Consider the following 13,648-nt stretch of genomic DNA (forward strand, 5'->3'; position numbering starts at 1 on the left):
GAGATGACGTCAAACCCTCAAGACTGTGAAACGCTTTATGGGTTTAACGCTGCTTTAATTACTGAATTGATTTACTGAACAACAAAGTTATGCTGAATTTTCCACTTACCGATCCCTTCAAATACATCACCGTCAACATTGGTCAATGAGATTTTATGATTGCGAGTCGGTACCAGAATTTCGCTGTTATCATTCGGCGAAATTTGGGCATAGTGCTTAATATTCTCGCCGACTTTCATGCCCCGTATGACCTGTACCATATTCACAGCTTGGTGAGCTTCTAAAGCCTGCGCTACATTTGCGAGGAAGATAGTTTGCGACAATTCAGCATCTGGTTTATTCCATGGCGTTAAAGTATCGACAATCAAATCATTGAGCTCTATAACCGTGGACTGAATATCAAACCTTGGATCTATTTGAATGATGACCTCAAGCTGCACTTCGATATACGTTGGATCTTCAACCTTTACATTAAGATATGGTGCACAGCGCGCTTCAACTTCGTCTTGTATTTTGCGCATTAAGTAACGCGGTACTTTAGGTTGTAAAATATCAACATCATGATTCAATGGGATCACGGTGATATTAACGCCTTCTTCTGTTTGGTATGCATTCACAGAGTGCAACTCGGGAAACGCTTGCAAGGCAAAGTGCTCATAGTCCCAGCCAGTTAAAAGTCTGTCTCTATGCCTTAAACGCTCACTCACTCTGCGATACAGTCGGCTATCATCTTCTTTTACCTTGGCACCAAAGCTTTCAAAAGGTTGTTCAATCGATGCGATGAGCGGATCAGTAACCGTTAATTTACTGATACTGCCCGCTTCGAGTGGTTTCAAATAATGAGATTGTGCATGTTCAGTTGAGCTTAAAGTGACTTGAACGGCCTGAGCATAAACACCTTTTAGCTTTGAATAGATGGGATTGACATATTTATCTTGCAACACATCCGAGTCAATCACGGCTCTTATCCAAACCTTGCCGTCTTGGTTAAATTGATCGTCTAAATCAAATTCCGGTAAAGAGAAGATAATGATCCCAGAATCCAACAAATCATAGGTATTGTCTTGTAAGATCCGCCCTTCTTCACCACTTCCTTGGGAGTCTTCTCGGCTGAAGTGGTGCCACTGACCTTGATTGTAGTATTCCCACTTAAATTCTGGGGAGTCACTAAAGTTAAACCCATCAACGGCTTCAAGTTGGAACAACACACTGCATTGCCCTGGTGTTGGTAGTGTTCCAAGGCCAATGTATAAATACCCTAAATCGTCTATTTGCGGCAATAAGTGAACCGTGTTTTGGTTTTCTAATATTTGTAGCTGTCTACCAATGGGTGAGATATGCTCAATCCAAATTGAGTTCCCGATGGCTGTTCTTTGCGCCCGTGAAATACTTTGCGTGCGATAATGTAATTTTACGGAATCTAATAAGGGTGTGTAAGGCTCTGGCACCTGCGTTGGCATAAAGTCGCCATCTGCAGGGTTCCAATTTGCCAGTTTAACACTATTTTGGAACGCATAATATTCAGCGACCTTGATATACTGCGGATGACCAAAATCTTGATTTGAAAGCGCTAACGTATACCATTTAGGCCAATGTTTCGCCTGTGTCAGATTAAATGGCAAAGATAAATAATCTATTTCACCATTGTCATCATCATAACTAAACACCAAGCGGTTTGTTGCGATATTATTTACTACATCAGGTAAGGTGTTGGCACTGTCATTGACTACCAAGGTCTGCTCTTGCGACGTCAGTTCCTCATTACTCAGTTGCCACACCGTGTCGTTATAAAACAGATCCGCCACTACTTTATGTTGATCACTTGAATAAGTTTCATCCGATTGTGAAATCATTACTTGGTTTCTTGGCCAAGACTCATCAGCAGCCTGAAGCGGGTCTGCTGGTGGTGTGGTGATATTTTTATATGACAAGTAAGTTTGGTAGTGACTATCGAAATCCGCCGGCCTGCCAACCCAATTGAATTCAATGCTGGCTCGGGTAACACGTTTGCACAAAAGCTCAGGGTGAGTGAACTCAAACTTGTCGGCTAACTGAGGTGAATAGCCAAACGGTTCAAAAGGTTTGGTTGTATCTAAAAAGCCAATGCCATTGTTGGCTATCAGGCCACTGGCGCCCAATACAGTCACCGCCATGCGCACTTCTTGAATTTCATTAACGGTTAAATTTGCCAATGCCTCTTCGCGCTTTTCAAGATCCAGCGCATATAAAGCATCGTATTTGGATTGCTTCAGTATAAATGCAATATAAGGTAAGGTTTTATCTTGGCCAATCATGATATCTGATACGGGTGCAATCGGCGCAAATAACTCATCAACATGAATAACCAGCTCATTCTCACCATTGAGTGTTAACTGCCCTGAATCCAATTGCACGGCTTCTTCTGCGGTACTGAGCCAGATATCAAAACTGTCTAACCAAAGGGATAAATCTATTGGGCTTTCACCAAATTCATCGGTAGAGAAACGCAGCGTAATGATGCGCTGACCACTATTTAAAAATAAGTCTTGTGACGCAATCTTAAACCCTATTTGAACAGGCAATTGATCTGATGAGGTTATGTTGTCACCAAATGTCATCGCGCTATTTTCAAGCTTAATGCCCTGCTCAGTATCCAATAAAACATTACGACAAATTTGCACACCACTATTGTAATTAGCTTTATTAACCGTCGTTACTGTGTCCACCACAGCTCGATTTATCGCGCTAGGCTGCGCCAACTGATACACACGATCTGCACCGTCATCATCCTTACCACCATCAAACTGTGTACCCGGCTGTAAGGTCAAAGAATCAACCTCATTAAGCTCGATTAGAACATGCGCTGAGTCTGGGGTGGCTGCCAATAATTCAAATCCCAAAACGTCACGATAATAATGATCAAGATGGCGCTGTACAAAATCGTTAAATTGCAGCTGAGTATGCTGTAGCAAATCAACAAACGTCAAAAGTAGCGCCAGATCTGGACGACTGGCAATTTGCACGGTGAGTTCATCGCCCTGTCCTGAAGCGATTAACTTAGCCAAAGCAGCAAATTTGTCAGCTTCAGGCAACACCTTGTACCAACTTTGTACCGGCTTCCAAGTGGCTTGACCAATAAACTGAGTTTGCTCAGCTACAGTTGATAAATATGATAACCACAGTTCAATTGTACGCGGTTCGATGCTGAAAAACTCACTGGAAAGCTCGGGGATCTGCCGTGCGGTTTGACTTAACCCCTTCCCATTGCCTGTGATAAGTGATTGACTACGAGACTTAAAAGTCATGAGATTACCTTATTAATGTTATTTATGAGCATACCAATGCGCTGCTTGGTTAAATTAACCTAAACAAAAGAAGAAGCGGTGCGGGTCTGCGTCTTGCTTGATGAGCGAGGATGAAATGAACTAGTACTGTAAAACCTAGGTGTAAGAAATGCTGATTTATACAGATTGCTCAGCGAGATAAAAAGGAAACACCATATTGCTGCGACTGTTCGTTTTGCGGATCAGGTAAGTGAGTTCAATCAGTAGTGCACCTTCGTATGCATCTGACATATCGAACGAAATATCTTCTAAGATGATCCTGGGTTCGTAATTTAGCAATACCGCAGAAATTTCCTGCTTTAGCGTTACAAGCGCCGACTCACTGACATCTTCAAATACAAAATTTGATAAGCCCGAACCTAGCTCACTCCAGTATGGACGTTCACCTTTGAGTGTATTTAATGCAACCGAAATGGCTTGCTTCACCAGTGTTTCATCTTCGTCCATATCAGGACCTGCATCTGGGCTAGAAAATTTAGGTGGAAAACTCCACCCTCGACCTAAAAATGAATTGTCCATACTTGCCTCCTCGTTATCCTATTTCCATTTTATCTGTGGCCACCTCGACTTTTGCACTTTCAATGGTAATTTTGCTATCCATTTTTATCTGGCTATCGTCTGGTGTTTTAATCACAACATCTGTTTTAGCGGTCATACCTGCTTTATCTTTTTGAGATAAAGCATAACCAGAGCTTTCTCCTAAAGAGATTGAGTGATCCTTGCTGCCTTCCATAATGATATGTGGCTTTTTAAAGGTGAATTTCAGTGCTGTGGCTTGCTCCTTAAATAGCAGTCCTCGAACATCATATTCTTTCTTGTAACCACCCAAAGGAGGAATGGCCACAGGGTTATGACAGGCACCGACAATTACAGGGTGTCTGGCATCACCACCAATAAAGTCCACCAGCACTTCTGTATCTGGGTTTGGAGGTAAAAATAATCCTTCTTCCTTACCTACATAGGTGGTTAATAACCTTGCCCAAATTGGCTCCGTGGTTAGTGTATTTAAGGTGATAGGTATGCGATGTAGCTTTTCTTTATCGTCTTTAAACGGCGCAACAGTGGCAACCAACATAGGTGTAGCCGAAAGCTCCGCCCATTTAGACCAGCCACTTTTAGTTAAAGATAAACCCAATGTAAATTCACAGAACCAGCCTTGGTTACTTAAATGATGGTGAATTTCTGTCACCATGTAATCCGCTTTGTTGTTTTCCCCAGATCCCGATACTTTGATTGCATCAAGTAGCTTTAATTTATGTAAAGCGGTCGCTTCAGACATATCAACTTGAATACGACCTTGGCTCGTATCTAGTAAACGATATACTTGCTCTGCTTTGGCCTTGGCAGCCAACTCGACTTTATCAATCGGTGCTTGCGATTTAATGACTACATCTGCGGTCGCACCTTCTTTTTTCTCACCTGAATCATAATTTTCAAGTAGCATAGCTTGGGTTTTGATATCCCAAGCACTGTGATCAACTTTTTGCGCGTAGGAGCTATTGTCCATACAAAGCTCAAACCCTGTACAGCCATCCATCGCGACATTAAATTCCGTTGCCGCAGGCGTATGCGTTGTCAAATCAACAATGTTGATCCCCTCTTCCTCATACAGGGCGAATCCATTTGTCAATATGCGGTTCATGATCACTTCCCATGGTTTTTTTTCAACCATAAGATACTGATAATGTTTGATTTTACTGTCCGCGACCGTTTTTTTACCGCCACAAGGTTTGAGTAGATCGTTGATAATATCTGTGTCAGTCGAGTCAGGTTTGTAAAGCTTGCTGATTTTAGACTGGCATAACTTGTTGGCTTCACCTTTAGCGAGCACTTGAAGGTAGGGTTCACTGCAATAACCCACTTTACCACCCGTTATCACACCAACAAATAGCGTGATTTGCGCGTCTTCGCCAAAACCGGCTTTGACTTCAATGGACTTACCTGGCTGAAAGTCTTTGTTTAAATCAAGTTTAAAGCTTTCATCAGCCATATCGCCGTCTTCAAATAGGATAGATAGTTCTGAGATCTGGTTAAGCCCACGGTGCGTGATAACTTCACGGACACCAACTTCCAGTTTCTTTTCACTGCCATCCACTAGTATCGTGTAACGAATATCCATCTCATCGCTCCAATGGCGGGTAAGTAATGTAGTCACCTACCTTGGCACTGCGGATCGAAGGCAGCCTGTTTACACTTGCAACTTGGTGAACATAGTTAGCTTTGCCGTATATGGACTCCACCTTTGACACTAGGGTATCTCCATCCATAAACTGTAATTCGTGCGTTAAATCAGGCGAGCTTTTTCCTGTTCTGAGCTTAATTTCTTTACTAGATAAACACTCTGAGATATTACAAACAACCTGAGCTTTGACCCGATTACCTTTGGCGTTAACCAATTCAGTGATCACGTTAATATCACTGAACATGCCATGAAAGCCGCCATCGGCACCATGGTTGAGTACCATGTTCAACGGCATAATTGTGACAAACCCAGGCAAGTGTGTTTCACCTTGCACAGCGAGGCCGTATTTAAGCATATCCTGAATGCTGTCTTCAGTGGTGGTTTCACCGCTGAGCGTCATTGCATATTGAGCGGGTGTTTCAATAATCGTGTCATCTAATAAAAACGTGATCGCTAAACTTGATGGGGGGGACTTTTGATAACGCGCAGAGCCGCTTTCAGAGCCAATGGCTTTTGAGTCTTTTAAACAATTTTGATGAGTGACATTGAGTGATTTAGGATCGTACGGCAGCGTTAACTCCCCCAACTTATTGCCATCACCACGCTCAATTTTTTTATAAAAAGTCACTTTACAAAGTGGTAAGCCACTTGCGTTAATGCCGTCTGCTTTATTCATAATTAGGGCCTTTTTTCCTTACCTTGGCGTGCAAATCTAAATTCGATGTGTCGTTTTAAATCTGACTCTAACTGGTGTAATAAGTCTTGCAATTCGGACCAACTTACTGCATTGCTATGATATTCAGACTGAGGAACCTGCTGCGTTTCCTCGCTGGGCATGTCACTCGGATTTGCCGCTGCTGATTGGGAGGGTTGCTCATCACTGATCCGCGCTTTAACGCGCACATTGTTACACTTAACTTCCATCTATCTAGCTCCTCACACTGGCACACCAGGAATAGGCACTGCCACCAAATCGCGATAACTAAAGCTAAGAGACTCAATAAGTACATCATTTCTGCTCGCATCAATCCCCTCCCACTCCCAGCTTTCTAAAAATGCATCTTGAACGAGCCAAGCTTGCGATGGTAAATAATTATCATCTAAGGTGGTGATCAAAATTTGATTTTTAACCAAATAGGTATTCCAAGCATCGCCAAATACGAGATTTTGCAACATCAAAGGACTACCACCTTGAAAGACACCACGTTTTAAAGTCAGTGTTTTCGCTTGTTTTTGGTTAGCGATACTGACACGGTTATTGGTATAGTCGATACTGCGGTTCATTTTCAGGCCGCTGACTTCTTTGAACAAAATATCAATGGGGTTAGGAATACCTGCGGCCACAATACCAACTAAAAATCGATACCCGACCATCGGGGTTCTAGGGTCTTGAAACATATTAGCCACCTAAGCGGGCACTTGCGTGCCCTAAAAGAGATTTAAAAATTAATGGAACTCAATCTTAATGTCGTCTGCCATCATCTCTAATGATTCAACACTGGCTTCGTTAGAGCCACCGTTGATGCTAGGTGCTGTAAGCTTCTTAGGAAATGCATTGATCACTTTCCACGTCACAAGTGGCTGAGATCTGTCTTCATTCGTCAATGAAATCGTGATGTCTTTTTTATCAACTAGGTTCAAGCTGATAGAAGAGATCCAATCGTAGAATTGACTCTTCTGTTTAACCAGACCACGCTTCAATGTAATGTTAACGTCTGTTGGTTGCCCGGGCATGTGTTTTTTGCCATAACCATCTTTATAAGTAATTGTTTCAACGCCGATGTCTAGGCCAGATACTTCTGAGAATGGAATGCTCTCTTCGCCGAAGCTGACAACAAATCGATAGACGGGAATTGGATATTCTGCTGCGATATCTGCTTTAGTAGTAGCCATGTAATAACTCCAAAAATTCGGTATTTACAGTCATGCTGTAAGTAATAATTAATATCTATTTGACGCCAAGGCTCAGCGCCAAATAGCAATGTTTGATTAGCTAATTGCCATTTAGGCGTTACTAATTAGCCTTCTAGGCTCTTATGAGAGAATGTTAGAACGATGAATTCAGCTGGACGTACTGCCGCTAGGCCAATTTCAATGTTCATTAAGCCATTGTTGATGTCATCTTCAGTCATTGTTTGACCAAGGCCAACGTTGACGAAAAATGCTTGCTCTGGTGTTTCACCAAAGAAAGCACCTGAGCGCCAAAGCCCTTCTAGATAACTTTCAATCATGGTCTTAAGTTTTAACCACGTGAATGGTGTATTTGGCTCAAATACTGCGAAGTGCGTTGCTTTTTGTACTGACTCTTCAACCATGTTGAATAGACGACGAACAGATACATAGCGCCACTCGTTATCGTTACCAGCAAGCGTACGTGCCCCCCAAACAAGCGTCCCTTTACCTACGAATGTACGGATAGCATTGATAGACTTGCCTGAAGTCGCATCTACGTTGAGGTTTTCTTGATCTGCATTATCAATTGCCAGTTTAGGCATTAATACTTGTGCAAGTGCAGCATTCGCTGGCGCTTTCCAAACACCACGGTCTTTATCTGTTTTAGCCATCACACCTGCAATTGCTGGTGAAGGCGGTAAATCAAGGTAGTTTTTACCAAGTTCTGCTTTTACTTGGTTGTACACATCAGCTGATGAGAATGGGTAAGCAGGGTCACCGATTGCGGCAAGTTGTAGCTTTGGAAGCATGATGTCAATTAATTCGAAATCATCTGAGATAGTAATAGCAGAACCGCCTGGTGCAGCTGTTACTTCACCGCCAGCTAGTTCAACTTGCTCACCGTCAGTTAGACGATAGTAATTTGTACCATCTGTTGCAAAGACAGTTTCTGGCACTAGGTAACGATTGCCGGAAGGGTCATACGCTGCATCCGTTGGGTCGTTCGCGCCTTCAGAGTTATATAAGTAATCTTGGCCAATTGCAGCCCAAGTACCGTCGTCACCTACACAAACGAGTTCATGTGAAGCCGCTTTTGGCCACCAAGCTTGTGCTGTTAGTGGTGTTTTAACAACTACCTTCTTTGCATCATATGCACGTGCCATTGTTGTTGTTAAATATGGGTAGTAAGCAGCACCATATTTAAGGCCCAATGTAGCACCCGCTCTCAGTGCTTTTGAGTCATCTGAAATTGGGTCAATGCTGTCTGCATCTGCTTGCATTTGAACGTCAACAAGTGCAAAACGATCCATTCTTTTTTCAGCATGAACAAGCGCCTTATTTTGCACTTCATAATGCTTAACAGTGCTCAGGCCAATCGCTTCTGGACAAGAGATGAGCGTTACTTCATCGACTTTGTTTAGTAGTGTGATAGCAGCTGTAAACTTTGCAGCTTGCTCAGCTAACAGATTTATTTCACCAGTCACTGGATCTTCTGAAAGAAGTCCTGCGTCTGGCGCGCCAATACTAACTACATAACACGCACCACCGCCATTGGCAAAGAAGTGACTCACTGCTTGGTGTAAAAAGAAAAATGCATCAGCTAACATTGAACCATCTGAAGTGACATTGAAGCCACCAGTCGACTTCGGCGCAACTTTAAAGCTTTCTTGGTAGGCACTACCAAATACAGCTTCAAACTCAACCATGCTGGTGATGCGTGCTGGTGAATTTAAATAAGCTACATTTCCTGCATCATCTAATTTTGTTGTATAACCAATGAAGGCAGGGATAGCAGTTGCCACTTCTGCAACTGACGGAGGCAGAGTTGACTTCTCTTGGACGTAGACGTCTGGGGTTTTATATTGAGGCATAGTTTTTCCTTACGTTAATAATTACATTCTAAAGAGCCGTATTGGCAAGAATTAGGTGAAAAGAGGCACAAAGCTGCTCGGTCATTGCAGGTCAGGTGGCAAATCAATGGGAACAAACCCACCCTATTCTTTGTGCCTCGAAAATGAAGAGCCTTAGAACGGCTCCGCCACATCAGTCCCAGCTGATGTGTGTTTATTTGTTAATTTGTACTGCTATGACGCCATGGTCTGAAGGGTGTGAAAATTAAAATAGATTTTTTATAAGTTATTATTATAAAAGTCTAAATCACTGGGGATTAAAGCATTTTTGGAGATATAAAAAATTACTCTTTCAAATCAAGCGCTTTGTGAATAAATGAAAGGAGTGCATTACAAATTGATGGGTTTGAAGCGTTAATATAGCTTAAAGAAAAATTAATCAGTTTTTGAGAGGGGGGTTGTACACCAGCTTGAAATTGCAAGTTAACTTAAGCAAGGTCTTAAAAATGCACATACCCCATGGTTTTGCACGACAAATTTTTAATACACTTTAATGTCTTTTATTTTGAGATAACAATCGGCTGGGTTGGCTCATATTTCACAGTTAGCTCAGTTGGAGGCCCAGGATCTGGAACCCCTTGCGGGTTAAGTGCGGGGATCACACTTAATGCACAAACGATATCGCCTTTCAGTACAATTGGCGCACCGCCTTTAAATGTCACTTCGGATAAAACGATATCGTTAATTGCACTGAAGGTCACTGTGCCGCCCGCGGCATATGCCCCATTTATATAAGGCGACATATTTACTTTTTTAGCTAAAAACTGCTCTATATCATCTTGAACGGCTATCTCCCCTTGGCAAATTAGCCCTTTAGAAGCCACTTCTAAAGGGCCTGTTGTTGGCACAACAAGCACGCCTTTATCCAGTAACAAGTTAAAAACCGTGCTATGGTTCAAAATTTTAATCATTATATAACTCAGCGATTTATGGTGTAATTTGACGTATCAAAAACTTAATACGCACCCTTGGCTACAGCCGCTGTACCGAATACTCAGTTACAGAGTATATAACGGTGGCTGTTAGAAAACGCAGTTACATAAACTATGTGAAATATAATGTCGAATTTCGGAGTTAAATTCAGGATAAATCAATTCACACAATTCAAAAAAGATATATAAAAATTAATGCCTTCACTTTTTATAATGATTTTATTCCCCAGTAAATAACTGTGTGGTATTGATAAGTTTCAATTGCCAATAACTATCATCGTCATTAATTCAGATGCATTCATTACTTGATAACATATTAAAATTTGACCATATTCACATTACGGGGTTATGCTGCGATAAATTGGAAGGCAGTAAATGTATGTTTCAACCCGCTTTAGCTATTAGAGGGTTAACAAACTAATTATAGAGCAGAATAAATAAAAGGCCGCTTTGCCCCTTCCTTGCGCACAAAGCAACCCTATTCGCCATGATTATTAAAATTTAATATTGCATTCGTGCCAATCGCCGTAAATACTTTTGCTGAGTTGCATTGCCATTTAATGCATGCTTTACCCAAGTATCAGCAGCGTTGCTTAATTGACCGAATGAATGCATACTTGTTTGATAGCGATACTTTTGTAATTCCGCATGGCCAAGGTCACAAGCTTGGGCTCGGTTAACTAAAGCTCTTACCGCTTGTTCTCCTTCACCAGTCCCGACCAATACATCAACTAAACCTAATTCATATAATTCTTTTGCAGAAAAACGTCGATTTGAATACATCACCTCCATTACTGCACAACGAGATGACTTGTGTTGAAGCTTACGCACCAAAACATGCTCAAGACCATGATGAAATATTTCCGGTGGATACAAGAATAAAGCGCCCTCTTCAGCAATTACACAGTCAGCGCACAAAGCTAACTCCATACCCATCCCATAAGCCCTGCCTTGCACCAAAGCAATACTGGTGAAGTTATATTTTGCGCCGCTTAAAACACGGTGTAATAATGTCATATAAATAAAAGCATAATCTTTGAGCCAGACTTCATCTCTTTGGGCCACAACACTCGCTAAACTGCATAAGTCTCCACCTAAACTAAACACTCCAGCTTTGGCGCTACTGATCACTTTGATAATATTTTTTTGAGTCTCACGCTCTGGCAAAAGAAAATAATTCAACTGCCTCAACATTGACTTTGTAAAATATGGCGCTTTATTTAACTGCATGGTCGCCCAGTGCAATGAGCCGTTTCGCATGATCGCCAAAGGCTCACTGTGATAATTGGAATTTGCTCTCACTCGCACGAATTATTGACCTTTATAAGTTAATTCAAATATCCGACGTTTCTCGCTAAAAGGTGTGAATATTTCTCTGCAGTTATACGTTCGTATCAACTCGACACTGAGCTCTTTAAGTCCTATTTTTAAAGAAAAGTAAAGGGATCAATTGATGAAAACATCACTGTTGGGTTTATTGTTTTTTGCGTCGTCGTGTTATGGCAACACCCTAATCGCCAAAGTCATACTGGCGAAGGAACAAGTCACAGCAAGCTCACCTATTAAAGAGCGCCAGTTAAAGCGTAAATCTAAAATTTACAAGGCCGATACGGTGAAAACAGGCAAACATGCAAGAGCGCAATTAAGGTTTACTGAGGGAACAATACTTACTCTAGGTGAAAACACGCAGTTTTCCGTAAACCAATTTGAATATCGAAAAACATCTGAAGCACATTTTGAATTTATTAAAGGCGCATTTAGAGTCGTAACGGGAAAAATCACACAAGCCACTAACCCTAATTTCAAAATTAAAACACCTATGGGCTCTATTGGAATTAGAGGCACCGATTTTTGGGGCGGAAACTTATATAATGCACACACTATAGATGTTATTTTACTCGACAGTGAACATCCAATCGTTATTGAAAATGAATTTGGCCGCGTTGTGATCTCAACTCCTGGAACAGGCACAACACTTGAAATGGGCAAGCCACCCTCCCAACCTGAAAAATGGTCTGAGAAAAAACTAGCTGACGCAGTAAAAACAATTCAGTAATGAATAAATTTTCGAATTGACTTTACTACTTTTATTTAAAAAAAGACATTACCATTCATAAATTGCAAATCAGCGCCAATAAGTTTACACAATTTTCAAATAATTAATTACTTTTAAACAATGAAGAGGTTTTTAATGGTGATTAATGATTATGGATTGCATAGAAAAGCACTTAACAACACGCATTGAAAATACATAAGAAAAGTTAAACTTATGTTTTTTATGCATATAAAACATTTCTTTTTTCAAACTTCAATTATGATACGACTTATTTGCTCGTCCCTTTTTTGTTTGTTACTTTTCATCTCGTTAACACTTTGGGCCCAAGTGGTGACTAACTAAAACTAACAAGTGAAACATAACTGAACTAAGAACGACCAAAGGAAAAAAGATGAAAATGTTTAAAGTAGGTACTCTCGCTGCTGCTATGTTAACTGCTGTGAGTGCAGTTGCTGCACCTATCAATGTTGCTGATACAAATGGTTATGACCGCCATACTGTTTACTCATATGGCCCAGTTAGCCGTGTAGTTATTACCAGTGAATTTGCACATAACTTTTCAGCTGATGTTGAACTTCGTGACGGCGCTCGCTGCGATAACGGTAACCTATATTCAAATGTTGATAGCAGCCACGTAGTAAACGTTGGTATTCAGGCTGATGCTACTAACGCTAATGCTGCAACAATTGGTGTGACTAATGCGATTGCAGAAGACAAGCTTACGCACAATAAAACACTTCATTTAAGCTGCTATGATGCAGACAATACATGGTATAACGTTCTTGTAAACGTACCGAGTGCACCAATTGTCGATTGGGACATCACGGTAGAGCCAGCTGGTGACTTTGTTAATCAACCGTACTCATTCGGCTACCATTCAGCTTTCCGCGTTAAAAGCACGCTAAACGTAAACAACCAAAACAAGAGCCAGTCATACTGTTACACTGTTGCTAACCGTGGTCTATCACTGGGCTTATTCCATGGTAGTGACACATCAAATACATTCCACTCAGATGTATTTACACAAGATAAAGTATATACAAACGATACTGCACAACCGGTTCTTTACCAAATCGTTCAATGTGAAAACGCGGCTGGTAAAACAATGGCTGTTAAAGTATTCAACTTAACAGATCCAAACGGCATCTACACATACGAAGATCAACTAATCATTAAATAACTAATGATTAAAGACGATCTAAAAATAGCAGCTCAATAGAGCTGCTATTTTGTTTGAGTATGTCAAACATCTTAATAACTGCGAATAGATAATGAGATAAACATGCTAAAGCTGATCAGCTTAATATCGTTAAAAAACACTAACAAAGACCAAAAAACCACCAAAAACAAAC

At 41.1% G+C, this 13,648-nt stretch carries 12 protein-coding genes; 2 read left to right on the forward strand and 10 right to left on the reverse strand.

The genetic code is table 11. The annotated features are described in order from the left end of the window. Window positions 1-71: 71 nt before the first annotated feature. The 10 genes from QNM16_RS05330 to QNM16_RS05375 form a co-directional block, all read right to left on the reverse strand. Entirely contained in the window at window positions 72-3,284 is a 3,213-nt protein-coding gene (locus QNM16_RS05330; RefSeq protein WP_284019523.1) for a baseplate J/gp47 family protein, read from the reverse strand. Window positions 3,285-3,440: 156 nt separating this feature from the next. Next, window positions 3,441-3,842: a GPW/gp25 family protein gene (locus tag QNM16_RS05335; RefSeq protein WP_063363957.1), complete on the reverse strand. Its 402-nt coding sequence runs from the start codon at window positions 3,840-3,842 to the stop codon at window positions 3,441-3,443. Window positions 3,843-3,855: 13 nt separating this feature from the next. Next, a complete protein-coding gene (locus QNM16_RS05340) occupies window positions 3,856-5,442 on the reverse strand; it encodes a phage baseplate assembly protein V (protein WP_284019524.1) in 1,587 nt (528 codons plus the stop codon). A gap of 1 nt (window position 5,443) precedes the next feature. Then, window positions 5,444-6,181 carry a CIS tube protein gene (locus QNM16_RS05345; RefSeq protein WP_284019525.1) on the reverse strand — a complete coding sequence of 246 codons (738 nt, stop codon included), beginning with the start codon at window positions 6,179-6,181 and terminating at the stop codon, window positions 5,444-5,446. Between the two features lie 2 nt (window positions 6,182-6,183). Further along, a complete protein-coding gene (locus QNM16_RS05350) occupies window positions 6,184-6,429 on the reverse strand; it encodes a hypothetical protein (protein WP_284019526.1) in 246 nt (81 codons plus the stop codon). A 12-nt stretch (window positions 6,430-6,441) separates the two neighbouring features. Then, window positions 6,442-6,903 (reverse strand): phage tail protein, encoded by a 462-nt coding sequence (locus QNM16_RS05355; protein ID WP_039609826.1) that lies wholly within the window; start codon window positions 6,901-6,903, stop codon window positions 6,442-6,444. Between the two features lie 48 nt (window positions 6,904-6,951). Continuing rightward, entirely contained in the window at window positions 6,952-7,398 is a 447-nt protein-coding gene (locus tag QNM16_RS05360; protein ID WP_039609825.1) for a phage tail protein, read from the reverse strand. A gap of 125 nt (window positions 7,399-7,523) precedes the next feature. Beyond that, a complete protein-coding gene (locus QNM16_RS05365) occupies window positions 7,524-9,269 on the reverse strand; it encodes a phage tail sheath family protein (RefSeq protein ID WP_284019527.1) in 1,746 nt (581 codons plus the stop codon). A 539-nt stretch (window positions 9,270-9,808) separates the two neighbouring features. After that, entirely contained in the window at window positions 9,809-10,219 is a 411-nt protein-coding gene (locus QNM16_RS05370; RefSeq protein ID WP_284019528.1) for a hypothetical protein, read from the reverse strand. 522 nt (window positions 10,220-10,741) lie between these two features. Continuing rightward, on the reverse strand, window positions 10,742-11,548 hold the full coding sequence (locus tag QNM16_RS05375) for an enoyl-CoA hydratase-related protein (RefSeq protein ID WP_284019529.1): 807 nt from the start codon (window positions 11,546-11,548) through the stop codon (window positions 10,742-10,744). A gap of 145 nt (window positions 11,549-11,693) precedes the next feature. Between QNM16_RS05375 and QNM16_RS05380 the strand changes: the two genes are divergently transcribed. Continuing rightward, window positions 11,694-12,296 (forward strand): FecR family protein, encoded by a 603-nt coding sequence (locus QNM16_RS05380; RefSeq protein WP_284019530.1) that lies wholly within the window; start codon window positions 11,694-11,696, stop codon window positions 12,294-12,296. Window positions 12,297-12,687: 391 nt separating this feature from the next. Then, a complete protein-coding gene (locus QNM16_RS05385) occupies window positions 12,688-13,476 on the forward strand; it encodes a hypothetical protein (RefSeq protein ID WP_284019531.1) in 789 nt (262 codons plus the stop codon). The last annotated feature ends 172 nt before the right edge of the window (window positions 13,477-13,648 follow it).

The organism is Pseudoalteromonas umbrosa, from assembly GCF_030125375.1.
Lineage (GTDB): Bacteria > Pseudomonadota > Gammaproteobacteria > Enterobacterales > Alteromonadaceae > Pseudoalteromonas > Pseudoalteromonas umbrosa.

Excerpts from the sequence above, each read along its gene's own strand:
- QNM16_RS05330 (WP_284019523.1), bottom strand. The coding sequence starts at position 3,284 with ATGACTTTTAAGTCTCGTAGTCAATCACTTATCACAGGCAATGGGAAG.
- QNM16_RS05335 (WP_063363957.1), bottom strand. The coding sequence starts at position 3,842 with ATGGACAATTCATTTTTAGGTCGAGGGTGGAGTTTTCCACCTAAATTT.
- QNM16_RS05340 (WP_284019524.1), bottom strand. The coding sequence starts at position 5,442 with ATGGATATTCGTTACACGATACTAGTGGATGGCAGTGAAAAGAAACTG.
- QNM16_RS05345 (WP_284019525.1), bottom strand. The coding sequence starts at position 6,181 with ATGAATAAAGCAGACGGCATTAACGCAAGTGGCTTACCACTTTGTAAA.
- QNM16_RS05350 (WP_284019526.1), bottom strand. The coding sequence starts at position 6,429 with ATGGAAGTTAAGTGTAACAATGTGCGCGTTAAAGCGCGGATCAGTGAT.
- QNM16_RS05355 (WP_039609826.1), bottom strand. The coding sequence starts at position 6,903 with ATGTTTCAAGACCCTAGAACCCCGATGGTCGGGTATCGATTTTTAGTT.
- QNM16_RS05360 (WP_039609825.1), bottom strand. The coding sequence starts at position 7,398 with ATGGCTACTACTAAAGCAGATATCGCAGCAGAATATCCAATTCCCGTC.
- QNM16_RS05365 (WP_284019527.1), bottom strand. The coding sequence starts at position 9,269 with ATGCCTCAATATAAAACCCCAGACGTCTACGTCCAAGAGAAGTCAACT.
- QNM16_RS05370 (WP_284019528.1), bottom strand. The coding sequence starts at position 10,219 with ATGATTAAAATTTTGAACCATAGCACGGTTTTTAACTTGTTACTGGAT.
- QNM16_RS05380 (WP_284019530.1), top strand. The coding sequence starts at position 11,694 with ATGAAAACATCACTGTTGGGTTTATTGTTTTTTGCGTCGTCGTGTTAT.
- QNM16_RS05385 (WP_284019531.1), top strand. The coding sequence starts at position 12,688 with ATGAAAATGTTTAAAGTAGGTACTCTCGCTGCTGCTATGTTAACTGCT.